Annotated in this window: 17 protein-coding genes; 2 read left to right on the forward strand and 15 right to left on the reverse strand. The window is 63.2% G+C overall.

Annotated elements, in window-relative coordinates:
* The 10 genes from pgaA to AC07NR_RS16295 form a co-directional block, all read right to left on the reverse strand.
* Entirely contained in the window at nucleotides 1–2,484 is a 2,484-nt protein-coding gene (pgaA, locus tag AC07NR_RS16250) for a poly-beta-1,6 N-acetyl-D-glucosamine export porin PgaA (RefSeq protein WP_495078944.1), read from the reverse strand.
* 258 nt (nucleotides 2,485–2,742) lie between these two features.
* Complete coding sequence (locus AC07NR_RS16255) at nucleotides 2,743–4,254, reverse strand: YdgA family protein (RefSeq protein ID WP_114880958.1); 1,512 nt, start codon at nucleotides 4,252–4,254, stop codon at nucleotides 2,743–2,745.
* Between the two features lie 199 nt (nucleotides 4,255–4,453).
* Nucleotides 4,454–5,089 carry an NADH:ubiquinone oxidoreductase subunit N gene (locus AC07NR_RS16260; protein ID WP_423204660.1) on the reverse strand — a complete coding sequence of 212 codons (636 nt, stop codon included), beginning with the start codon at nucleotides 5,087–5,089 and terminating at the stop codon, nucleotides 4,454–4,456.
* Between the two features lie 93 nt (nucleotides 5,090–5,182).
* A complete protein-coding gene (locus AC07NR_RS16265; RefSeq protein WP_495078945.1) occupies nucleotides 5,183–6,625 on the reverse strand; it encodes an efflux transporter outer membrane subunit in 1,443 nt (480 codons plus the stop codon).
* On the reverse strand, nucleotides 6,622–7,509 hold the full coding sequence (locus AC07NR_RS16270) for an efflux RND transporter periplasmic adaptor subunit (protein WP_248744083.1): 888 nt from the start codon (nucleotides 7,507–7,509) through the stop codon (nucleotides 6,622–6,624). The genes AC07NR_RS16265 and AC07NR_RS16270 overlap by 4 nt, the downstream gene beginning before the upstream one ends.
* Nucleotides 7,506–7,715, reverse strand: coding sequence for a DUF1656 domain-containing protein (locus tag AC07NR_RS16275; RefSeq protein ID WP_007957657.1), 210 nt, complete (start codon nucleotides 7,713–7,715; stop codon nucleotides 7,506–7,508). Before AC07NR_RS16275 ends, AC07NR_RS16270 begins: the two co-directional genes overlap by 4 nt.
* On the reverse strand, nucleotides 7,712–9,775 hold the full coding sequence (locus tag AC07NR_RS16280) for an FUSC family protein (RefSeq protein ID WP_495078946.1): 2,064 nt from the start codon (nucleotides 9,773–9,775) through the stop codon (nucleotides 7,712–7,714). The genes AC07NR_RS16275 and AC07NR_RS16280 overlap by 4 nt, the downstream gene beginning before the upstream one ends.
* On the reverse strand, nucleotides 9,772–10,200 hold the full coding sequence (locus tag AC07NR_RS16285; protein WP_085712633.1) for a MarR family winged helix-turn-helix transcriptional regulator: 429 nt from the start codon (nucleotides 10,198–10,200) through the stop codon (nucleotides 9,772–9,774). The genes AC07NR_RS16280 and AC07NR_RS16285 overlap by 4 nt, the downstream gene beginning before the upstream one ends.
* Before the next feature lie 214 nt (nucleotides 10,201–10,414).
* Complete coding sequence (locus AC07NR_RS16290) at nucleotides 10,415–10,660, reverse strand: DUF2789 domain-containing protein (RefSeq protein WP_114880954.1); 246 nt, start codon at nucleotides 10,658–10,660, stop codon at nucleotides 10,415–10,417.
* A 129-nt stretch (nucleotides 10,661–10,789) separates the two neighbouring features.
* Nucleotides 10,790–11,251 carry an aminoacyl-tRNA deacylase gene (locus AC07NR_RS16295; protein WP_085712631.1) on the reverse strand — a complete coding sequence of 154 codons (462 nt, stop codon included), beginning with the start codon at nucleotides 11,249–11,251 and terminating at the stop codon, nucleotides 10,790–10,792.
* Nucleotides 11,252–11,425: 174 nt separating this feature from the next.
* Between AC07NR_RS16295 and AC07NR_RS16300 the strand changes: the two genes are divergently transcribed.
* Together AC07NR_RS16300 and AC07NR_RS16305 are read left to right on the forward strand one after the other, a co-directional pair.
* Nucleotides 11,426–11,977 carry an NfeD family protein gene (locus AC07NR_RS16300; RefSeq protein WP_248738716.1) on the forward strand — a complete coding sequence of 184 codons (552 nt, stop codon included), beginning with the start codon at nucleotides 11,426–11,428 and terminating at the stop codon, nucleotides 11,975–11,977.
* 5 nt (nucleotides 11,978–11,982) lie between these two features.
* Nucleotides 11,983–12,741, forward strand: coding sequence for a slipin family protein (locus AC07NR_RS16305; RefSeq protein WP_114880952.1), 759 nt, complete (start codon nucleotides 11,983–11,985; stop codon nucleotides 12,739–12,741).
* Here AC07NR_RS16305 and AC07NR_RS16310 read toward each other — a convergent pair.
* From AC07NR_RS16310 to AC07NR_RS16330, 5 genes are read right to left on the reverse strand one after another with little or no spacing between them, the layout of a single operon-like run.
* Nucleotides 12,707–13,681 carry a sulfotransferase family protein gene (locus AC07NR_RS16310; protein ID WP_495078947.1) on the reverse strand — a complete coding sequence of 325 codons (975 nt, stop codon included), beginning with the start codon at nucleotides 13,679–13,681 and terminating at the stop codon, nucleotides 12,707–12,709. The two genes, AC07NR_RS16305 and AC07NR_RS16310, sit on opposite strands and share 35 nt — an antisense overlap.
* Complete coding sequence (locus AC07NR_RS16315) at nucleotides 13,669–14,454, reverse strand: aspartyl/asparaginyl beta-hydroxylase domain-containing protein (RefSeq protein ID WP_495078948.1); 786 nt, start codon at nucleotides 14,452–14,454, stop codon at nucleotides 13,669–13,671. The genes AC07NR_RS16310 and AC07NR_RS16315 overlap by 13 nt, the downstream gene beginning before the upstream one ends.
* Entirely contained in the window at nucleotides 14,451–15,056 is a 606-nt protein-coding gene (cysC, locus tag AC07NR_RS16320; protein ID WP_495078949.1) for an adenylyl-sulfate kinase, read from the reverse strand. The genes AC07NR_RS16315 and cysC overlap by 4 nt, the downstream gene beginning before the upstream one ends.
* The gene (locus AC07NR_RS16325) at nucleotides 15,040–16,554 is read right to left on the reverse strand and encodes a TolC family protein (protein ID WP_134825080.1); all 1,515 of its coding nucleotides are present in this window, start codon (nucleotides 16,552–16,554) and stop codon (nucleotides 15,040–15,042) included. Before AC07NR_RS16325 ends, cysC begins: the two co-directional genes overlap by 17 nt.
* Before the next feature lie 47 nt (nucleotides 16,555–16,601).
* On the reverse strand, nucleotides 16,602–22,985 hold the full coding sequence (locus AC07NR_RS16330; protein ID WP_495078950.1) for an Ig-like domain-containing protein: 6,384 nt from the start codon (nucleotides 22,983–22,985) through the stop codon (nucleotides 16,602–16,604).
* Nucleotides 22,986–23,015 lie beyond the last annotated feature (30 nt).

Raw genomic sequence — 23,015 nt, forward strand, 5'->3', positions numbered from 1 at the left:
CTAGAAGCGGAAAGTGAGGTCGACGAGCAGACGCAGATCGGTTTCCCGATCACCGTCGTAGGGCCGGTTGATCACACTGAACAAACCGCCCACCTCGAATACGTCGTTCCAGGCATAACGCTGGCCGTAGCCGAGCATCGCCATGCCGCCGGTGCCGTGGTCACGCTGGCTGTACGTACCCGCACCGGCCTGGAACTGCTGGCTCCAGGAGGTTTCGTAGCGGTGGTAGAGCACGTGGTTGACGTTGACCGTCGGCATCACGCTGAAGTCCGCCTTCGGGTTGTAGTAAGGCACGTCTTCGGAGTTCGAGTTGTGGCTGGTGCTGACCTCCAGACCGGCATCGACCTGCACATGAGTCGCGCTGTAGACGCCCTCGCGTCCAGTCAGCAAGGCTTCGACGCGGTTGTTGCCGTCGCTGAAATGCGACGGGCTGACCGACAGTTTCCACTCGCGGCTTTCGTTGGCGCGCCAGCGAATGAAACCGCTGCCGCCGTTGGCCTTGATGTTGCTGTTCAACGCCCGCAGCGGGGTGTCGGCCGACAGGTATTCAAGGCTGCCGCCGTACTGCCAGTTGTCGTTGATATCCCGGGCAATCGCCAGACGGGCGCCCTGCTTGTCACCGTAACCGTAGGAATGGTTGGAGACTTCCGCTTCGAGGGTCATGTCGCGGGTACGACGTTCCAGACCGACACGCTGGAAGCGGTGATTGCCGGTACCCTCGGCGAAGTCGCCAGTGGCGTAACCGATCCCCGCGAACACCCGCCAGTCTTCATCGATCGGCGGGCTGTACAGCGTGCTTTGGATGCCGAAGTCCCGGCTGCCGCTGACTGCGCCGGCATTGCCACCGCTGCCGCCATTGGCTTTGCCGCCGTACGCTTCGACGCGCAGCTCGGACATGTCATGCACTTCACGCTCGCGTGCAGCGCGCTGCACCTGGCGATTGTCCGGGAAACGCTCGACAACGTCGTCGGTCAGCGCATCCATCTGCCGCCATTCCTGAAGGGTCATGGCGGTGCGGGCCTGAGCCACTTCCAGGCCCATGTCCCGGGGCACCATGCTCTCGACTTCCTTGAGCTGACTTTCGGCGCGACGCGGCCATTGGCGGGCCAGATACAGATCGGCCTGGGACAGGCGCAAGCCGACGTTGCCCGGCGCCTGATCGACCAGTGTCTGCAAACGGTCCTCGCCATGGGGCAGGTCCGCGCCGTAGGTGCCGGCGGCCTGGGCCGACAGCAATTGGGCGTCCATCCAGTCGTCGCTGGGGTTGCCGATGGGCAGGCCCTTGAGTTCGACGCGCGGTTTCTCGTTTTTGGCCAGGTCTTCGGCAACCTTGCGTGCGTCCTCGGCACGGTCGCTTTCCAGCAGCGAGTAGTACAGCGCGGTGGTGTCTTCGAGGCGATCACCGGCATCGGCGTCCGGCGCCGAGAGCACCTGGCGATACAGGTCGGTGGAAACTTCCGGCTGACGCTGATCCAGATAGGACGCAGCCACCCAGCGCAGGGCGTAGGTCGGAATCTTCACGCCTTCGGCTTGCAGCTTCTGGTATTCGGTAATCACGTCGGCGGTGCGCGCCCGGGCCTTGAGGGCGCCCATGCGATCGATGCGCCAGCGGGTCACGTCATCGTGGGCGCTGGCGTCCGGAGTCCATGTGGCGAGCAGTTTGTCGTAGTCGGCCAGCGCGCGGTCGGCGATCACGTAGCGTTCTTTTTCGCTGCGGGTGGCGAATTCGGCGAGACGCACGCGTTCGGCAGCCAGGTCGCCTTCAAGGCGACGCAGGGTCACCGGATCGATCAGCCCAGGCCGCTGATTGGCCAGGCGCAGTGCAGGCTCGGGCAGACGGGCCTTTTGCAGCGCGACCACGTATTCACGGGCGACTTCCGGTTTACTGCCGGCACGAGTAAAGGCTTGATCGTATTCGAACAGTGCATCGTATTGTTTGCCGGCGCGGGTCAGGGCATAGCCCAGTGCGAGGCGGCGGGAAGGATCGTCAGGCTTGGCTGCAACCAGCGCCTTGGCGCGGGTGACAGCCTCGTCTGGTTTGCCGGAATCAGCCTGGGTCAACGCCAGACCCAGTTGCAGGTCGGCATTGTTCGGCTCCAGCGCCAGGGCCTTGTTGTAGACCTCGGTGGCCTGATCCCAACGCTTGAGATTGCGATAGGCCCGAGCGGTGGCGGTCAGGGCCTGAACAGGCAGGACACGGTTGCGGCCCTCGGTTTCATAAACCTTGACCACTTCGGCGTCGAGCCCGGCCCAACTGGCGATTTGCAGGTGATCGCTGACCTGCCCGGTGGTCGACTGGCCCGGCGGAACCTGACGCAGCACGTTCAGTGCAGGCGTGGTTTGCCCGGCACGCGCATCACGCACCATTTGATCATAAGGCGTATCGGCCAGCGCCAATGCGGGCCAGAGCAACTGGCTGCACAGCGCGACTCGAAACAAAGGGCGTAAACCACGATGTAATACGGGAACATCAGTACGCGGCATTCGTCAGCATCCTTACATGGCCAGCCGGGTTGCAATGCCCCCCCTTGCCCGATTCGTGACGGAGGCCAAGTCGGTATCACTCGGCCAAGCTAATCCAAGCAGTCTTGCACGCAAGCGTAGACCAATATTCAGAACACAATATTTGTTCAGATTCGTGACCGAAAACGCGGGGGCTCGCCGCAAACGCAGATTCCAGACAGCAAAACGCCCGGCGTCTGCGGGAGGCAAAGGCCGGGCGCTGAGGTGTTGCGCGGGGTTTTACTGTTCCTGGCTGACGCTGACGCCGGCAAATTTGCTCATCAGGAAACCGACGAACTGCTCGACCGTCATCTTCTGGCCGTTGAACTCCACTTGATTGGCGGCGTAGTGCAATTTGGTCGTCACATTGGTGCCATCCAGCGTTGCCAGCTGCGAACCCACGGCCATGCCGGAGAACATGTCGGCGGCGGCGCTGGCCTGGTCAACGATGGCTTTGGCGTCGGTTTGACCGTCGATCTGGGCCTGAACGCTGAGCAGGTCCACCAGCATTGGCTTGGACACCTGCACATTGAGGTCAAGCAGCGCGATCAGCTGTTTGCCCAGTTGATCCGGCGGCAGGTCCATCGAGGCCGGTTTGGTCAGGTCGAGCACCAGGTTGGCACGGCTTTCACCGTTGGCGGTTTTCAGCGACAGGTCTTCCAGCGCCAGTTGCGGGCCGGCGGCCAGCAGTTTCTGCATGTCAGCCTTGACCTGCGCGGACTCGGCTTCGGTCAGGTTCAGCTCGGGCGCCGGCAGGCCGGCGGCAGTGGCTTCGGCGGCGGCTTTTTCGTACGGCTGCAGTTTGGTCTGGTAGATCTGCATCAGCGACAGGGCCGACGGGATGTCGAGGTTTTTCAGGCTCATTGCCAGGTTGGCCGAGCCGATTTTCTTGTCGTTGAGGGTCACTTCACCGATTTTGTAGTCGGCACGACCGGAGGCGTTGCTGCCGTTCTCTTCGGTGAGGTTCTTCATTTCGAAGTTCTTCACGCCCAGCACCAACTGTTTGGCACCGAAAGTGGTCTTGCTGCCGGTCAGCTCGAGGGTGTTCTCGCCGGTGTAGTAGCCGTAGCTGCTCTTGTTCAGGTTGCTGGCCAGGGTCAGGCCGTTGAGTTCGATCTGCACCGGCGCCTGATCTTCAGCCACGGTGGTCAGGTGCAGGCTGTCCATGTAGCCGTTGGCCTTGACCTTCTGCGCCTGGGCGCTGGCGGAAATGTCCATGTTCAGACCGGAAAACTTCAGGCTCGACTTGTCGTCCAGCGCGGTTTCCAGCGGCAGCAGCTCAATATTGCCGGTGGTGGACTGGTCATAGCCGATATTGACCACACCCTTGAGTGGCGCAGCGCCCTTGGTGGCGGCAAACCATTTTTCGGTAACCGGGGTCTTTTCCAGCTCGTAGTGACTGGTGGCCATGACCGGCAGCCATTTCAGCGAGACCAGACGCGAGAACGGCAGCGGGCCGTGTTCGATGTGGTCGACGAACAGCAGCTCGACCGGCGCTTCACCGAACATCTCGCCTTCGCCCTTGAGGCGATAGTGCGCGGTGCTGCTGAAGGTGTGACGCTCCAGCGATACCAGCTCCAGCGACGCACTGCCGTTGGAACCGGCCATGGCGGTCTGCAGCTCTTTGTTGGCGTCGACGACGGCGTTGTTGAGCACGCCTTCAATCTTGGTGCCCGTATACCAGGCCCCGCCGACGCTGATGGCGCCGATGGCAACAACGATTCCGAGAAGCACGCCTGCTGATTTATTCATGAATGACCTGATCGATTTCCGTGGCTGAAGGTGTGGTCGTCTTCCGTGAACCCGTGACCGGGCCGTGGTTCGACTCCGCTGAATTTAGCGGTGGAGATTAGCACTGGCCGCGCAGGGCGGCCCAATGTTTAAAGGTTAAAGAGTGTCCACGGGACATGGACAAACAAAAAGATCGCCGGGTTCGGCGATCTTTTCGGGATCAGGAATATTGGACCTCGATCTCGTCGAGCTGATGATCGAAGCTTTTCAGGCGAGCGGTCCAGGTGTACACGAGCACCTCGAAATCCCGGTCGATCACCGCCCCGCCCGGCCCGTCGCTGCGCGGATCACAGAAATCCAGTTGATAGCGCTCCCGGGCCATGGCCGTGGCCACGTCGGACAGCTCACGGGCGTTGTTCAGCCAGTGCCAGCCGTCATCGGCGACTTGCCTGTCGAGTTCCAGACATTGTTTTTTCAGGGCTTCGAGGCTTTTTTCCAGCGGGGTGCCGGTGAGTTCGCCCATGACTTCGGCGAAGGTGCGCCCGGGTTGCCAGTAGCTGCCCCAGAAGTAGCGGTCGAACACGGTTTCGACTTTGCGCAGCGCGACTTTGGTGTCCCAGATCAGCAGCAGGGTCTTGCTTTGCTCAAGCTGGCGTTTCTTGAGTCGTTGCACCTGCACCAGCGACCAGGCCACCACCACGATCGCCATCACTGCGATCAACGCGGTCGCGCTGTCGAGGAAGACCATCGCCTTGTCGATCTGATGGGCCAGCATGATGCCGTAGAAATAGGTGGCCGACAGCAGCACCAGTGCGACCAGGGCGCACCAGAAGCCGAGAGCGTAAGGGTTTTTCATTATTGGTTTCCCCTAGACCTGCGCTAGCAATGTGCACTGAAAAGGCGCCTTGCTCAGGGCGCCCCTCCAACACTTCAAAGCATAGCAACGGCCTCAGGGTTTGCTGGCGCTCGAGGCTTGCGTTCGTCCGCTTTCCCAACCGCCGCCGAGGGCGAGGAACAAATCGATCTGGCTCATGGCAACCTGGGTGTTGGCAGCGGCCAGTTGCGCGGTGACATCGGTGTAGGTGCGGGTAGCTTGCAGATCGGCAAGGAACGACTCGCGGCCCGCCTGGAAGAAGCGGTGAGTCTGGTCAGCCGCCAGCTTCGCCGACTGCTCGGCATCGGCCAGGGCATCGCGGCGCTGCAGCAACGCAGTGTACTGAGCCAGGCCGGTCTGGGTTTCACGGATGGCGTTGAGCACCACCCCGTCGAAATGCGCCAGCGCGCCCTGGGTCGAGGCTTCGGCTTCGCGGATACGTGCCCGGGCGCCGTTGGTCGGCACCTTCCAGCTCAGCGACGGGCCAAAGCCCCAGCGGTTGGTCGACGGGTCACCAAGGTCGGAGACAATGCCGACGGTGCCGATGGTCGCGCCGATGCTGATATCCGGGTACAGCTCGCCGGTGGCGATGCCGATGCCGGCGGTCGCGGCGGCCAGTCGACGCTCGGCCTGGCGGATGTCAGGCCGACGCTTGAGCAGCGCAGCGCCATCGCCGACCGGCACCAGTTGGGCGATTTTCGGCAGTTCGGCGCAGGTCGCGGTGCCGGCCGGTAATTGATCGACCGGTTTGGCCAGCAGCATCGACAGACGGAACAACCCGGCCTGACGCGCCGCCTCATAACGCGGCAGATCGGCGCGCAGGGACTTGAATTGGGTCTGCGAACGGGTGACCTGGGTTTCGTCGCCGCGCCCGGCATCGCGCAGACGCTGGATCAGCGTGGTGCTCTGGGATTGCAGGTCGAGGGAATGCTGGGCGATTTCCCGTTCTTCGTTGGCCGCACAGACCTGGGTGTAAGCCCGGACCACATCGGCGACCAGGGTGATGCGTGCGGTGTCGGCGGCGGCCTGGGTCGCGTCGGCGTTGGCTTTTGCCGCTTCGATCCCGCGTTGCAATGTGCCCCACAGGTCGAACTGGTAGGAGGCGCTGATGCCGATGTCGGCAACGTTGGCCACCGGGACTTTCTCCGGCAGCAGGAATGCCTGACCGGATTCCTGCAAGCGCTGGGCGCCCATTTTCACGCCGCCGCTCCAGCCCCCGGCCGCCTCGGCTTCATCGACCTGGGCACGGGCCCGCGACAGGTTCGCCGCCGCCACCCGCAGATCGGTGTTGGAGGCTATGGCCTGCTGCACCAGTTGGTCCAGACGCGGATCGCGATACAACCGCCACCAGTCCGCCGGCACCGGAGTAGAAACCACAGGCTTGCCGGCCACCGCCAGATCGCCCTGAAAATCCTTGCGCTGAATCGCCGCGTCACCCGGCAGGTGATAGTCCGGCCCGACCATGGAACAGGCCGACAGCATCACGCCCAGACCGGCGATCATCAGGGCCCTGCTCATTTCGCGGGCTCCTGCTGCTGATCGTCGATGATCGACACGGTGGCGGTACGCCCGGCGATCATGCGGAAGTCTTCCGGCACGTCGTCGAAGGCGATGCGCACCGGAATCCGCTGCGCCAGACGCACCCAGCTGAAGGCCGGGTTGACGTTGGGCAGCAGGTTGCTGCCGCTTGAGCGGTCACGGTCTTCGATGCCGGCGACGATGCTTTCGACATGCCCGCGCAAACGGGCGCGGTCGCCGATCACGCGGATATCCACCGACTGACCGATGTGGATGCCGTCGAGTTTGGTTTCTTCGAAATAGCCGTCGATGTGGAACGAATTGCTGTCCACCACCGACAACACGGGGCGCCCGGCGGTGACGAACTCTTGCGCGCGCGGCGCCCGGTCGTTGACGTAGCCGTCGACCGGGCTGCGGATCACCGAGCGGTCGAGGTTGAGCTGGGCGCTGTCCACCGTCACCAGCGCTTCGGCCAGTGCCGATTGCGCGCGGGCGACTTTCGACTGGCTTTCTTCCAGCTGTTCGGCCGGCACCAGATTGCCCAGGCCACGGTTACGCTTGGCTTCACGCTGGGCCTGAGCGAGGGTCTCTTCGCGGTCGGCAACGGCTGCCTTGGCCTGACGCAACGCCAGTTTGAAACGGTCCTGATCGATGCTGAAGAGCACCTGGCCACGTTTCACCAACTGGTTGTCCTTGACCTCGACCTGCTGGATCAGCCCGGACACGTCCGGGGCAATCTGCACGATGTCGGCACGGATGTGGCCGTCGCGGGTCCAGGGCGCGAACATGTAATACATCACCATGCGCCAGACCACGACGACGGCGAAAGCCACGATCAGCAAGGTCAGCATCACGCGACCGATAGTCAAAAACGGTTTTTTCATGTCATCAGGTATCGACTGAGTGAGTCCACGCCATACAGCATCACGGCGTAGAGGGCCACGTTGAACAATGCCCGGTGCCAGACCAGACGGTAGAAATGCAGGCGTGTGAGCACGCCGTGTACCAGCACGAACAGCACGTAGGTGATGCCCATCAGCACCAGCAGGGTCGGCAAGAAGATGCCGCTGATGTCCAGGTCACCGATCATAGGGGCGCTCCTTCGGGCAGCGGTTCTTCGGGCTCGGCACTGGAGACGAATTCGACGCCGGGCAACAGCGCCAGACGCAAACCGCTCAAGGCGTGCAACAGGTGTAGTCGGGTTTCTTCATCGCCGTGGCCGTTGAGCGCGCGGCGGGTACGGTCCATGGTCATCAGCAACGGGCTCGGCGCCGGCAAGCGTTCGCCGGCCTTGAGGCAGGCGCGGAAATACTCGCCGACCTCGGCCACCACTTGCTGCAGCAACGCGTTCGGCGCACCGGTCACGCGCGGGGTGTAGGCCAGCAGGTCGAGCAGGTTCAGCCCCACCCGCACTTCGCGCATGGCGATGCCGGTGTCTTGACCGGTCAGCGCCAGACGCGGCAAGTGCTGCATCAAGCGGTCGAGCAACTGCACACCCAGTTGCCGGTGCTCGGCGAGGTTCGCCGGCTCGGTCATGCTGACGATGTCTTTCCAGCTGAAACGGGTCAGGCGCTTGGCCGCCAGTTCGGCACCGAAAGGCCGGGCGATCAGGGTCCAGATAAACGCGAACAACAGCCCCAGCGGACCCGCCAGGTTGGAGTTGGCGAACGCAAAGAAGTCCGCGTCGTAGGCACCCTGGATGCTGATGAACGACGAGGTGTTGACCAGTGTCAGCAACATGCCGAGGTAAAACCGTGGCTGCACCGTCAGCGTACCGACGCAGATGAACGGGATGGCAAACGCCAGCACCAGCATCGGGAAGTCGTGCAGGTTCGGCAGCACCAGAAACAGGTACAGACTGGCGAACAGCACCGACATCCCGGTCCAGAAAAAGAACCGGTAGATCTGCGGCGCCGGGTCGTCCATCGAGGCAAAGAAGCTGCACGAGACCGCCGCCAGAATCACCGCACTGCCACCGTCGGTCCAGCCCAGCAGAATCCACAGCGTCGAAGCGACGATGATCGCCAGAATGGTCGACGCCACCGAATACAGCATCAGTCCACGGTCAAGGAACGGCGTCAGGCGACCGAGGCGCCAGTGACGGTAAACCGCGCGCCAGCTGTCCTGGCGTTCGCACAGGATCGCGTCCTGCAGACTGCGGCAGTCCTGCCACAGATCGATGAATTCGCCGAGGCGGTACAACGCGTTGGAAAACAGCAACTGTTTGCGATCTTCCAGGGCTTCGGCGCTCGGTTGCAGGGCTTCGAGCTGATCCCGCAGTGCTTGCCAGCGGTCGAGATCGGCGTCTTTGTAGCCGAGCCATTCACGGGTGGCAGTGAGTAGCGGCGCGAATTTTTCCACCAGTTCCGGGGTGCGCCGTTCGAGGGCGTAGAGCGAATCCTCCAGCGCATCGATCACCGGCAGTAGATGGATCATCCGCCCGCGCAGTTCCTTGGTGTTGCGCACCGTCTGCGGCCGCGCGCCTTCGTGGGGCAACTGGCCGATCATCAATTCCAGGCTGTTGAAACTGCCGACCATGGCCATGCGCAGGGCGGTGACTTCTTCGGGGTTCACGTCACGGCTGAGGAATTTCAGGCTATAGGTGGTCGCATCGGCGAACCACTTGCCCACCGCATCGTTGAACACCGGCGCCAGGCGCCGTGGCCAGAACATCGCCCCGACCACGGCAGCGACCGCGATGCCGAGGAAGATCTCTTCAGTCCGCGCTTCCGCCACGTCCCATACGGCCAGCGGGTTATCCACCACCGGCAGGGCGATCAGCGGCAAGGTGTAGCCGGCGAGCATCAGCGCGTAGTTATTGGCGGTGCGCAGATGCAGGGACAGGAACAGCAGAATCCCGGTCCACAACGCGATGACCACCACCAGCACATACGGGCTCTGGACGAACATCGGCACGAACAGCACTGCCGCAGCGGCGCCGAGGAACGTACCGATCGCCCGATACAGCGCCTTGGAACTGGTCGGCCCGAGGAACGGGCTGGAAACGATGTACACCGTGGCCATCGCCCAGTACGGACGCGGCATCTGCATGAGCAAGGCGATGTACAACGCGATCATCGAGGCTGCGAAAGTACGGATCCCGTAGAACCAGTCCCGGGCCGGAGGAATGCCGGAAAAAAAGCCGTTCACGGATGGGTCACCGCTGGCGGACTGGCCGCTTCGAAAGCTCTCAATACTCGAAGCGTAGCTTCCAGATCACTCCGGTCGATGCCTTCGAGCACTTCATTACGCAGACGCACCAGCTCGCCTTCCACCGCCTGCACCAGTTCACGGCCGGTGTCGGTCAGGCTCAGGCATTTGGCCCGGCGATCCTGCGGGTCTTCAGTGCGGCAAACGTAGCCGGCGTGGCACAACTGATCGAGCAACCGCACCAGCGAAGGGCTCTCGATACCCGCCGCCTGTGCCACCTGCACCTGATGCACACGCTCCCCCAGCCGCCCGATCATCAAGAGTGGGACGGCGCAGGCTTCGGAAATTCCATAGTTGACCAGCGTGGTCTGGCAGATCTTCCGCCAATGCCTGGCGGCCACCACCATGGCACTGCTGATATTCATCTGGAGGGATTCGAGGTTGTTCGGCACGAAGGAATGCACACACTGTTAGTTTGCTAACTATCAATATGGCATTGGAGGGGAAATTCCGTCAAGTTTTGAAACAAATCCATCTTCGAGTGTGAATTCAGAAAAATGATCTCTCCCTGACTTTTGCGCTGTTTTTTTTACAACCCACAAGTTTTTTTTACATTTCGGTCTTTTCAAACATTTTTTTTTACATCCCCCGCCCCTTCCTCAACATCACATCCAACTGATCCACCACCTCCGCCCAATCCGCATCATCAAGAATCTCGTCCCGCAGGAAATCCGCCTGGCTCTTGGTCCAGAAAAACGCGTCGCACAGGTGCAGTTCGGGTTTGAGCGGGGAATGGGCGGCGATGAACTGGTCGATGCTGACCGGGTCGTTGGGCAGGCCGAGTTGTTTGAACAGGGATGGGAGGCTGTGTGTTGGATTTTCCATTGTTCTACTCCTTCGAAGACTCAGTGGATAAAAACATTTCGCGAGCAAGCCACATTCCCACAGATTCATTGCAGAACCTGTGGGAGCGAGCCTGCTCGCGATTGGCGTCGGCACAGACGCTGAAAAAAACTACTGACTCAACTCCCGCACCTGCGCATGGGGCACCATTTTCAGGAACTCGGGCATGCTCATGTGCAGCAGGTTGTTGTGGTTGCCGGCCTCCAGGTAAATATCTTTCTGCCGGGTCACCAGCGGGTCGATGACCATGTCCAGGCCATAGGAATCGCCCAGTGGCGGCACCGCGCCGCGTTCGCAATCATCGAACAGGTGCGCCAGGGTACTTTCGCGGGTGATCTGCCACTCGCCGCTGGTGCGCACTTTGCTCAGGTCCAGATGACGGCTGGCGGGCAGCACGGCCATGAGGTAATGCCCGTGATGGTCGTCGAGGATCACCGATTTGGCCACCCGTTCCGCCGGAATTCCCGAAACCCGCGCCGTTTCCAGGCTGCTGCTCGAGTGCGGATGGGAGACGACGTCGTATTGGCATTGCGCCCGGGTCAGGCTGCTTTGCACTTTTCTTGCCATACGCATGATGCACCTCGGTGCCCGCCGGACGCTGCTCGGCGAGCGATGATGAACGTTGTTCCTGTTCTGGAAAGTCTAGTCGGGCAAGCCACGAATGAAGGTAAATCCGCCCACTGGCGACGCTGGATCTGATCAGAATTCCTCCGACCGCAGGCTCAACTAGACTGATAAGAGAACCCCATGACTCTCCCGGAGGGTCACGTGAACATCCGTCGCTGTGCGTTTGTCCTGTTGATGCTGCTGAGCGGATCGTCCCTGGCTGCGGACATCCCGTTGCACGCCATCGATCCCATCGGCCTGTGGCTGATCACCCTGGGCATCGTGTTCCTGATCGCCGAAGCCGCGCTGCCCAATTACGGCGTGATCGGTTTGGGCGGCATCGTCATGTTCGTGATCGGCGCGCTGATCCTGAGCAACGCCGAACTGCCGGTGCCGATGATGATCGGCCTCGGGCTGGTCAGCGCACTGCTGCTGATCGCGTTGCTGGTTCGTGCCCTGAGGACCCGGCCGCGACACCCGGTCAGCGGCGACGCCGGCCTGGTCGGCAGCGTGACGGCCGTGACCGTCGTAGAGTCGCCGGACACCCGCAATGGCTGGGTGCAATTGCAAGGAGAACGCTGGCAAGTGTCGAGTGCCACGCCGCTGCACGCCGGGCAACCGGTGCGGGTGGTCGGGCGCAAGGGCTTGTTGCTGCAAGTGGCCGCGGCTGACGCGGCACCGCTCGGAGAGTGATCATCATGGGTCTGCAAATCGGTTTTGTCGCGCTGCTGCTGTTGCTCATTGCCCTGGCCGGCTCGACGTTCCGCATCCTGCGTGAATACGAACGCGGCGTGGTGTTCCAGCTCGGGCGCTTCTGGCAGGTCAAGGGGCCGGGGCTGATCCTGTTGATTCCGGTGGTGCAGCAAATGGTCCGCGTCGATCTGCGCACCATCGTCCTCGACGTGCCGCCGCAGGACGTGATCACCCGCGACAACGTCTCGGTCAAGGTCAACGCGGTGCTGTATTTCCGGGTGCTCGATCCGCAGAAAGCGATCATCCAGGTGGAAGACTTCCTGGTGGCCACCAGTCAACTGGCGCAGACCACCCTGCGCGCGGTACTCGGCAAGCATGAACTGGACGAGCTGCTGGCCGAGCGCGAACAGTTGAACATCGACATCCAGCAAGTGCTCGATGCCCAGACCGACGCCTGGGGCATCAAGGTCGCGAACGTCGAGATCAAACACGTCGACCTTAACGAATCGATGGTCCGCGCCATCGCCAGACAGGCCGAAGCCGAACGGGAGCGGCGAGCCAAGGTGATCCACGCCGAAGGCGAATTGCAGGCTTCGGAAAAGCTCATGCAGGCCGCCGAAATGCTTGGTCGCCAGCCTGGCGCCATGCAATTGCGCTACATGCAGACCCTGAGTTCGATTGCCGGCGACAAGAGCTCGACCATCGTCTTCCCGTTGCCGATCGAGTTGCTCAAGGGGATGGCGGATCTGTCGGCCAAGTCGTGAGTGCGCGCAAACGCTCCAGCGCTTCGTAAGGTGCTCGCGCACACCGTTCTACTCGCGCCTGCAACAGCGGGGAGGCTTCGCGGCGTTTGCTTTCGCCATCGGCGACAAACGCCTGTGAGGGTTGCTTCGCATGCTGTGCCGAAGCTGTCAGCGCCTGTTCGCACTGCTCGGCATTCAGCTGAAAAAACCGCGCCAGACGTCCCGTCATCGCTTCGGGCAACTCGTTGTAATTGACCGCCAGCCCGCCGAAATCAGCGCAGTGCAAGCGCGCCGCCTCCAGCAGCCGTCCGAGCCTGCGGGCGATGAAATCCTCACGCCCCTCGAATGGCAGGTCGTCGTCCAGCACGCACTCGCCAAGCAGGCCGGGCACCATGTGCATACCCGGGCGACGCAGATGTGAAACGGCGATTTCCAGCGGGTCGCGGTAGACAAACAACCAAGGCGTATCGGGGAAGCATTCGTGGAGCAACGGCCATTCACCGATGTTCCAGGCGTCGAGCTTGATCACCAGCCGTTGCTCCACACCGCGCCGGCGCTGACCGTAGGCCGAGAGCAACCCGGCGATGGCCGCACGGCGTTCGACGGACGGCAAATCACTGCGCAGCAAGGCATCGAGGGGCGGCGGTTCCGAGATCACGATGTGATCGTCGAGGCGGGCGAGCATTTGGCTGATCAGCGTCGAACCACAGCGCGAGGCATGCAGGATGAAGGCGCTCGGCGCCAGGCCGGGGCTGAGCGCCTGCCAATCCGTGAGCGCCGACAACGGAGTTTGCCGGCGAAACGCCTGATTGAACGGCAACTGCAGCGCCTGCTCCACCGTCTCGCGAAAAAACGGCTGGTGCAGCGGCGTTTCGCCAAACCAGCACCAGTCCACCTGCCATTGACCGGCACTTTTCCAGATGCGAATCGGCAGCCAGCCGTGGAAATTCAGGCTCGCCATTGTTCGTTCCACGACCGGCGTCCGTTGCGCATCGCCGCGTGCAGTTCTTCCCGGGAGAATGACAAGCCGCGCTCGGCGGCCAGCGCCAGTGTCTGGCTGATGAACGCTTCGGGATCGCGCAACGCCTGTAGGGTCGCCGACAAGGTAGGATCCGCGATCAGCAGACGCTGAAAACGCTGTAGCGCCGAATCTTCGGCATCAGGCTGCGGCGTACTCGGCAAACCATCGGCAATCATCTGCTCCAGCCAGGCGCCGGGGCGACAGTCGAGGACCAGATGAATGCGTGCCGCGCTGTCGCGATTGTCGACCCGATGGGGCCGCGCAAGATCGAGAAACCAGCACTCGCCCGCCGACATAGGCATGCGTAATCCGTCGAGCCAGAAATCCACGGCGGGCGGGCTGAGCAATGGAATATGCAGCCGCAGGTCGGCGTCCGGCCCGTCAAGATCGTAATCACGATGCTCGTGAATCTGCCCGCCGGGCCCGAGTCGCAGCAGCCGCGCACTGACGATCTCCAGCGGCAGATCCTGCAGCGCCTGCTGCCAGCGGCGGTCGTTCAGCCAAGGGGCACGCTGCACCGGCTCGGCGGTGCCGGGGGACAATTCGGTCAACGCATCGGCCGCGGAAATCAGCGCCACACCGCTCCAGTCGCCGGCGAAATAGGCCGTGTTGAAATGCCCACGCCAGGCATCGTTTTCAATCGCTGCCAGTGCCTGCAACAGCAACGGCAGATCCACCGTCACCGGCAGTCGCGAAAACGCCGGCCGGCTCATGTCCTGGGCAACACCGCAGATTCGCCGAGCCAGGTCAGCAAACGATCAAGGCAAGCTTCGACCGTCAACGTTCCGGTATCGAGCACCAATGAGGGCTGGGCCGGTGGCTCGTAAGGCGCCGACACGCCGGTGAAACCGGCCAGCTCGCCCCGTCGAGCCCGGGCGTAATGCCCTTTCGGATCACGCTGTTCGCACACCGCCAGCGCGGCGCTGCACCAGACTTCGCGATAGTCATCGCCCAGGCGTTGGGCGAACACTTCACGCAACTCCACCAGCGGCGCGATCATCGCCAGAATCACGATCTGCCCGTTCTCCACCAGCAGCGCCGCCAGTTCACTGGCCCGGCGGATGTTTTCCAGTCGGTCGGCATCGGTGAATCCCAGATCGCGGTTGAGCCCGACGCGCAAACCGTCACCGTCGAGCACCACACTTTGCAGACCTCGCTCGAAGAGTTCGGCATGCAGCGCCTGAGCCAGGGTCGATTTGCCCGCCGCCGGCAAACCGGTCAGCAACACGGCCGTGCCGCGATGGCCATTGCGGGCCTCGCGCTGTGCACGGCTGATGCTGGCGGTCAGCGCCAGCACGTCACTTCGCGGGGGCATGGGCCACCGGCACCGAAATATCCCCCGACGCCCACGCCGCTTCGCGGTTGGCCAGCGCCGTGGCGATCGACTGCACTTCGGTCGACTGCACCTGATCCGGCAGCGGATCGAGCCCGGCACTGGCGAAGATCTGGCCATAGGCATTGCGCAGATCGGCGTAGGACAGGTCACGGCGCAAGTCCGCCTGGAGGTTGTTCAGTTCACCCTGGATCAGATCCAGTTCGCCGATGCCCGCCGCCTGATGACGGTTGCGCAACTGACCGACAATCTGCCCGTCGATGTCCGACAGTTGCTGGTTGGTCTTGAACTGACGCAGCGCCTCCTGATAGTTGGCGTTGGCCACATACAACTGCGCCAGCACCGCAATCGACATGGCCTGACGGCGTGCAGTGGCGACTTCTTCGCCGGCCTTGGCCACATCAATGGCGGCCGGGGCGGAGATCACGTTGAACAGGTTCCAGGTCACCTTCACGCCGTAATCGGCCCAGCGGTCGTTCACCAGGAACGAGTTGCTGTCGTAATGCCCGCCGGCGGAAAACTCCAGGCCCGGCAGCATGCGCAGCATGGCCTTGCGGGTTTCGGCGGCGCTGATTCGGGTCTGGTAATCCTGCTCGCGCAGTTCCGGGCGGCTGGTCAGGGCTTCCTGTTCCAGTTTGGCGATATCGACCTTGAGTTCCGGGATCTGATAACCATCGTCGGTGGCCAAGGTCAGATTGGTGCCCATCGGCAGGTTGATCAGAGTCGCCAGCTCGGTCTTCGCCAGTGACAGCGCGCGGCGCTGCTCTTCCAGTTGCCGGGTGGCTTCGATCAGCGAACGCTGGTAACCCAGGGACTGCACCGGATCGCCGATGCGCTGTTCGCTCATGCTTTCACTGTTGCGCCGCGCAGCATCGACCCGCGCCATCAGGCTGTCGATCTGCTTGAGCAGACGTTCGGCCGCCATCGCTCGCCAATAGGCCGAGCGCACGTCCTGAACGATGGTGTTGATCACCTTGCGCCGGCGTTCCTGAACGATCAGACGCTGGTCGCCCTGCTGCTTGGCGTTGATGTAGCTGACACCGAAATCGAGGACGTTCCAGACCATGGTCAGGTCGGCGACGTTGCGGTCGCGGTCCTGGGAGGTCGACGGTTCCAGGGACTGGGTGCCGGTGCGCACGCTCTGGCTGCTGGAGGCGCTGACGTTGTTGCGCCCGACGTAGCCGGCATCCAGCGCCATGCGCGGCAGCATGTCGAAACTGGCGAGGTCGAGCTGCCGTTTGGCCAGCGCTTCCTCCATGATCTTCAAGCGACCTTCGAGGTTGTATTTCACCGCACGGGCCATGGCCTGGTGCAGGGTCAGCGGACCGCGCAACGGTTCCTGGCCCTTGTACATGGTCTGCAGGTCCGATTTGGCCCGTTGTTCGCTGACGCTGCGTTCGATCGGTTCACTGGTGACTGCACATCCGCTGATCGCCAGCGCCAGCAGGCTGGCGCCGAACAGTTTCTGACTTTTCTTCATCCCTGGATCGCCCCTAGGTCCCGCACATATTGAGTTGTTGTGTGTTGTCAGGCCGGCATTTCGCTGATGCCGACCTGTTGCAGAGCCGCCGCCAGGTTGTCCACCCGGTGCTGCTCACTGTCCTTGATCTCTTGCAGTTGCTGGCCCAGGGTCGGCGCGCCGAACACACCGCGCAGGCCTTGGGAAACGTCACCGCCCCGGATCGAGTGGCTGTCGAAAGCGTTCAGTGAGTCCCGCTCGGCGGCGCTGTCCTGGTTGAACAGGCTCGACAGCGTGCTGATGCCGAACACCCCGCCATCACCCCCACCGAAACCGAGGAAGCCATGGCCGGAACCGTCACCGCCGCTGTCGCTGCTGGTGAACACCTGGGCAATGAAGCTTGGGCTCAACGCACCGTGGTTGATGAAAATGTCGCCCAGCGGGCGGATGCCATTGCCGATCACCCGCTGCTCGAACAGCGGCGGGAAGGTCAGCGGTGAACCGAGGCCACCGGTGGGTGGCGCAAAGATGGTCGGTTGCAGCGGCACGTCGACCCGCGACGGCAAAACGACCGGAACTTCGATGCGGAACTCCGGATCCGGCGATACCACCACCAGCGGTGAGGTCGGAGGCACGGCCGGCACCGTGTTGATCACATAGTTGCCGGACTGGCTGATCCCGCTGCCACTGTTGCCCGACAGATCGCTGACCCCGGCACTGTTGACGCTGATCGCGTTATTGGCGCTGTTGACGTTGGCGTTCGGCGTCAGGGTCGCGGTCCAGGTCTTGCCGCCGTCGCTGCTGCTCAGGTTGGACAGGGTACCGTTGGCCACGCTGAGGTCCGACAGGTCGAAACCGGTCACCGCTTCATTGAAGGTGATGATCACCTGCGAGGTCTGGCCGACGCCCAGGTTCGGATTGGCGACCACCACCGTGGCGGTCGGCCGCTCACTGTCGAGGGCGTAGTTGTTCGACACCGCCACCGTGCTGCCGGCGTTGCCCGCCAGGTCGGTTACGTTGCTGGTGTCCAGGGCAATGAAGTTGCTCGGGTCGGTGACATTCGCGGTCGGCGTGAAGGTTGCGGTCCAGGTCTTGCCGCCATCGCTGCTGCTCAGGTTGCTCAGATCACCGTTGGTCACGCTCAGGTCGGACAGATCGAAATTGCTCACCGCCTCGCTGAAGGTGAAAGTCACCGTGGTGGTCTGGCCGATGCCCAGGTGCGGGTTGGCGACCACGATGTTCACCGTCGGCCGGGTCGCATCGAGGATGTAGTTGTTGGAGATGGCAATGCTCGCCCCGGCGTTGCCGGCCAGATCCTGAACGCCGGCTGTGTCGAGGACGATCAGGTTGGTCGCGTCGTTGATGCCGGCAGTCGGTGTCAGGGTCGCGGTCCAGGTCACGCCGCCATCGCTGCTGGTCAGGTTCGACAGCGCACCGTTGGCGACGCTGATGTCCGACAGATCGAACCCGCTCACCGCCTCGCTGAAGGTGATGGTCACCGTGGTGGTTTCACCGATGCCCAGGCGATTATCGGCGACCACGATGGTGGCGGTCGGCAGCGCGGTGTCGATGGCGAAGTTGTTGGAGTCGGTCGTACCCACGCCGCTGTTGCCCGACAGGTTGGTCACCCCGGCGTTGTTCAGGGTGACCAGGTTGGTGGCGTCAGTGATATTGGCCGTCGGCGTGAATGTCGCGGTCCAGGTAATGCCGCCGTCGCTGCTGCTGACGTTGCTCAGCGTACCGTTGGCGATGGTCAGGTCACTGTTGTCGAAGCCGCTCACCGCTTCGCTGAAGGTGATGGTCACCAGCGAGGTTTCCCCGGCCTTGAGCGAAGTATCGGCAACCACAATGGTGGCGGTCGGCACCTGGGTCTGGATCTGATAGTTGGCCGAACTGGTGGTGCCGGTGCCGGTGTTGCCGGCCAGGTCGGTGATGCCGGTGTTGTTCAGGACAATCAGGTTGGTGAGGTCGGTGACGCCGATGTTCGGCGTGAATGTGGCCGTCCAGGTGATGCCGCCGTCGCTCGACGAGACATTGCTCAGGGTACCGTTGGCGACGCTCAGGTCGGAATTGTCGAATCCGGTCACGGCTTCGCTGAAGGTGATGGTCACCAGCGAGGTTTCCCCGGGGCGCAGGTCACTGTCGGTCATGACAATGGTCGCCGTCGGCCGCTGACTGTCGACGGCGTAGTTGTTGGAGTCGGTGGTGCCGCTGCCGACGTTGCCCGCCAGATCGGAGATGCCTGTGTTGTCCAGGGTAATCACGTTGGTGGTGTCGGTGATTCCTGCCGCCGGAGTAAACGTGGCGGTCCAGGTGATGCCACCATCGCTGCTGCTCACTGCACTCAGCGTACCGTTGGCGATGATCAGGTCGGCGTTGGTGAAACCGGTCACCGCTTCGCTGAAGGTGATGGTCACCAGTGAGGTCTGGCCGACGCCCAGAGCCGTGTCGGCGACCACGATGGTGGCGGTCGGACGCTGAGTGTCGATCGAGTAATTGTTCGAATCGGTGGTGCCGATGCCGGCATTGCCCGACAGGTTCTGAACGCCGCTGTTGTCCAAGGTAATCAGGTTGGTCGCGTCGGTAATGTTGGTGGTCGGCGTGAACGTTGCCGTCCAGGTGATACCGCCGTCGCTGCTGCTCACCGCGCTCAACGTGCCGTTGGCGATGGTCAGGTCGGCGTTGGTGAAACCGGTGACTGCCTCGCTGAAGGTGATGGTCACCAATGAGGATTCGCCGATTTTCAGACTGGGGTCGGACACGATGATGGTCGCGGTCGGCACCACGGTGTCGATGGTGTAGTTGTTGGAGTTGGTGGTGCCGCTGCCGGCGTTGCCGGCCAGGTCAGTGATGCCGGTGTTGGCCAGCCCGATCACGTTGGTCGCGTCGTTTACGCCCACGTTCGGCGTGAAAGTCGCGGTCCAGGTGATGCCACCGTCGCTGCTGCTGACCGCCGTCAGGGTGCCGTTGGCGACCACGATGTCGGCGTTGCTGAAACCGGTCACCGCTTCACTGAAGGTGAAGGTCACCAGTGTCGTTTCGCCGGCCGTGAGAGTGCTGTCGGCAACCACGATGGTGGCGGTCGGACGCTGGGTATCGATGGCGTAGTTGCCGGAATCGACGGTGCCGCTGCCGGCGTTGCCGGACAGATCCGAGACGCCGGTCTGGTCCAGGGTGATGACGTTGGTGGCATCGGTGATGTTGCTGGTCGGTGTGAACGTCGCCGTCCAGGTGATACCGCCGTCGCTGCTGCTCACCGCGCTCAGCGTGCCGTTGGCAATCGTCAGGTCGGCGTTGGTGAAACCGGTCACCGCTTCGCTAAAGGTGATGGTCACAACCGAGGTTTCGCCGATTTTCAGCGCGTTATCGGACAAGACAATGGTCGCGGTCGGGCGCTGGGTGTCGATGGCGTAATTGTTCGAATCGGTGGTACCGACACCGGCGTTGCCGTTCAGGTCAGCGATGCCGGTATTGTTCAGGGTGATCAGGTTGGTCGCGTCGGTAATGCTCGCGGTCGGCGTGAATGTGGCCGTCCAGGTAATGCCGCCGTCGCTGCTGCTGACCGCTGTCAGCGTGCCATTGGCGATGGTCAGGTCGGCGTTGGTGAAACCGGTCACTGCTTCGCTGAAGGTGATGGTCACCAGCGAAGTTTCGCCGATCTTCAGATTGTTATCGGCCACCACGATGGTCGCGGTGGGACGCGCGGTATCAATGGCGTAGTTGTTGGAGTTGGTGGTGCCGCTGCCGGCGTTGCCGGCCAGATCGACGACCCCGGTGTTGTCCAGGGTGACCAGGTTGGTGGTGTCGGTAATGTTGTTGGTCGGCGTGAGCGTGGCGGTCCAGGTGATGCCGCCGTCGCTGCTGCTCAGGCCGGTCAGGGTGCCGTTGGCCACCGTCAGGTCGGCGGTGGTGAAGCCGCTGACCGCTTCGCTGAAGGTAATGGTCACCAGCGAGGTTTCGCCCGCCGCCAGATTGCTGTCGGCCACGACAATGGTCGCGGTCGGCCGCACGGTATCGATCACGTAGTTGGCCGAATCCGTGGTGCCGCTGCCGGCGTTGCCGGCCAGGTCGGCGATACCGGTGTTGTCCAGGGAGATCAGGTTGGTGGTGTCGGTGATGCTCGCGGTCGGGGTGAAGGTCCCGGTCCAGGTGATGCCGCCATCGCTGCTGCTGACTGCGCTCAGCGTGCCGTTGGCGATGGTCAGGTCGGCGTTGGTGAAACCGGTCACCGCTTCGCTGAACGTGAAGGTCACCAGCGAGGTATCGCCGATCTTCAACGCCGTGTCGGACATCACGATGGTCACGGTCGGCCGTGCAGTATCGATCGCGTAGTTGACGGAGCTGGTCGTGCCGACGCCCGCCACGCCGTCGCTGATCGCGGTCACCCCGGTGTTGTCGAGGGTGATCAGGTTGGTGGCGTCAGTGATGTTGTTGGTCGGAGTGAAGGTCGCGGTCCAAGTCAGGCCGCCGTCGCTGCTGCTCACCGATGTCAGCGTGCCGTTGGCGATGGTCAGGTCGGCATTGGTGAAACCGGTGACTGCGCGGCTGAAGGTGATGGTCACCAGCGAGGTTTCGCCGATTTTCAGCGCGGTGTCGGACATGACGATGGTGGCGGTCGGTGGTTCAACATAAGCGGTGTTGAGGGTGCCGCCGTTGTTGTAGATCGCCGCGAAAGCCAAGGGTACAGAGCCCGTCACGCCGCCGCCCAGCTCCGAGCCGCCGGAGCCGCTGCCCGCCGCGTTACCGCTGATGGCGCTGAAGTTGGAGGCCGTGATCAGTACCGTGCCGCCCTGGTTCCAGATTGCGCCGACACCTCGTCCGCCGTCGCCGCCGTTCAGGTTGTTGCTGCCCTGGCCACTGCCGCCACCACCGCCGCCGCCCGCGCCGATGTTGTTGCTGATGACCGAGGTGCCGACGATTTTCAGGGTGCCGGTTGAGGCGTTGTAAATGCCGCCCGCCGCGTTGCCGCCGACGCCGCCGACCTTGTCCCAGCCGGAGCCGCCACCGCCGCCGCCAATGGCAATGGTGCCGTTGTTGGCCGTGCCGCCATTGCCGCCGTTACTGTAATAGGACACGCCGACACCACCGGCGCCGCCGATGGTGGAACCGCCACGGCCGCCCATGTGCGTCGCGTCGTAGCCACCGCCGTAGCCGCCGACACCGCCGCTGCCGGCCTGGCCGCCCAGCGTACCAGTGCCCGGCCCGGCGGTACCGCCATGACCACCACCCTGACCGCCGAGACCACCGCCACCGCCACCACCGCCGCCGTAGTTGGCGCCCGTGACACCACCGCCGCCGCCACCGCCCGCTGCCGCGTTGCCGGTGACCGAGACGTTGTTCAGCGTGAGGATGCCGGCGTTGAAAATCCCGCCGCCCATGGCCCCGGTCGCGCCGTAGCCGCCATTGCCGCCGTTGCCCGAAACCAGGCCCCGGGTAATCACCAGACCGTCGAGGGTCACGGTGCTGCCGGAGGTGATTTCCACCACCCGGGTCTTGTACTGGCCGTCGAGGGTGACGTCGGCGACGCCGTCGTTGTTCAGGTCGCCATCGACGGTGATGTTCTTGTTGATCAGCAATTCCGAGGTGAGCTGCACCGTCATGCCGGTGCTGAAGGTCACGATGTCGCCGTTCTGCGCCGACGCCAGCGCCGCGCGCAGCGAGCCGACCCCGGTGTTCGCGTTGTTGGTGGCGGTCCAAGTGGCCAGGCCCCACTGGTACTCGCTCATCGACAGGGCCGACAGCACGTTGGCGCTCTCGATCTTGCCGGTGGCGATCTCCAGATCCCAGTCGCCGCCCACGCCGGTACGGTTGTTCGACGCCGCCACGTCGCGGCCGGTCAGTTGCGCCAGCGAGTCGACGAAGCTCAGGCCACGGTCACCCTCGGCGGTGTAGCAGCCGTAAATGAGGATGTCGCCACCGACGTTCATGTCCTTGCCGATTTCCGCCAGCACCGCGCTGCGCTGCGCGACGTTGTCAGCCGACAAATAGCTGTTGCCGAGCCACAGGTCGCCGGCGTTGCCGTGGGCGATGATCTGTACCGAGCTGACACCCGAGTGCTGGTCGAGGTATTCGGCGATCTGCTGCAAGCCGTCCTTGCTCGCGTCGAGCTTGACCACTTGCGTGCCGGGGGCGACGCCTTTGAGCAGGCTGTCGGCATCCTTGACCCGGGCATCGACGAACACCACCGTCTGGCCCGGCACGGAGACAGGGCTGGCAGCCGGCGTGGCATCAGCCTGACCGTGGGTGTCCTTGCTCGCCACCGGATGATCGGCGGTCGGCGCCTTGGCCGCATCGGCAGTGGGGTGACTGTCGGGCTGGGCCGCAGCGGTATCGGCCACGGTGGCCGCGACAGCGCCGTCGAACAGCATGCGCGGCTCCAGCGACATGATCAGCGGCGCAGCCGGCGTCCGTTGGCCCTCGGTTACCCGCGACTTTTGCTTGCTCCACCACATGTTGCTCACCCGGACTCGAACAGTTGTAAA

It is taken from the genome of Pseudomonas sp. GW821-FHT09C09, from assembly GCF_059418105.1.

Excerpts from the sequence above, each read along its gene's own strand:
- cysC (WP_495078949.1), bottom strand. The coding sequence starts at position 15,056 with ATGCCCCCGCGAAGTGACGTGCTGGCGCTGACCGCCAGCATCAGCCGT.
- AC07NR_RS16290 (WP_114880954.1), bottom strand. The coding sequence starts at position 10,660 with ATGGAAAATCCAACACACAGCCTCCCATCCCTGTTCAAACAACTCGGC.
- AC07NR_RS16285 (WP_085712633.1), bottom strand. The coding sequence starts at position 10,200 with ATGAATATCAGCAGTGCCATGGTGGTGGCCGCCAGGCATTGGCGGAAG.
- AC07NR_RS16330 (WP_495078950.1), bottom strand. The coding sequence starts at position 22,985 with ATGTGGTGGAGCAAGCAAAAGTCGCGGGTAACCGAGGGCCAACGGACG.
- AC07NR_RS16295 (WP_085712631.1), bottom strand. The coding sequence starts at position 11,251 with ATGCGTATGGCAAGAAAAGTGCAAAGCAGCCTGACCCGGGCGCAATGC.
- AC07NR_RS16315 (WP_495078948.1), bottom strand. The coding sequence starts at position 14,454 with ATGAGCCGGCCGGCGTTTTCGCGACTGCCGGTGACGGTGGATCTGCCG.
- AC07NR_RS16260 (WP_423204660.1), bottom strand. The coding sequence starts at position 5,089 with ATGAAAAACCCTTACGCTCTCGGCTTCTGGTGCGCCCTGGTCGCACTG.
- AC07NR_RS16255 (WP_114880958.1), bottom strand. The coding sequence starts at position 4,254 with ATGAATAAATCAGCAGGCGTGCTTCTCGGAATCGTTGTTGCCATCGGC.
- AC07NR_RS16275 (WP_007957657.1), bottom strand. The coding sequence starts at position 7,715 with ATGATCGGTGACCTGGACATCAGCGGCATCTTCTTGCCGACCCTGCTG.
- AC07NR_RS16305 (WP_114880952.1), top strand. The coding sequence starts at position 11,983 with ATGGGTCTGCAAATCGGTTTTGTCGCGCTGCTGCTGTTGCTCATTGCC.
- AC07NR_RS16265 (WP_495078945.1), bottom strand. The coding sequence starts at position 6,625 with ATGAGCAGGGCCCTGATGATCGCCGGTCTGGGCGTGATGCTGTCGGCC.
- AC07NR_RS16300 (WP_248738716.1), top strand. The coding sequence starts at position 11,426 with ATGACTCTCCCGGAGGGTCACGTGAACATCCGTCGCTGTGCGTTTGTC.
- AC07NR_RS16325 (WP_134825080.1), bottom strand. The coding sequence starts at position 16,554 with ATGAAGAAAAGTCAGAAACTGTTCGGCGCCAGCCTGCTGGCGCTGGCG.
- AC07NR_RS16270 (WP_248744083.1), bottom strand. The coding sequence starts at position 7,509 with ATGAAAAAACCGTTTTTGACTATCGGTCGCGTGATGCTGACCTTGCTG.
- pgaA (WP_495078944.1), bottom strand. The coding sequence starts at position 2,484 with ATGCCGCGTACTGATGTTCCCGTATTACATCGTGGTTTACGCCCTTTG.
- AC07NR_RS16310 (WP_495078947.1), bottom strand. The coding sequence starts at position 13,681 with ATGGCGAGCCTGAATTTCCACGGCTGGCTGCCGATTCGCATCTGGAAA.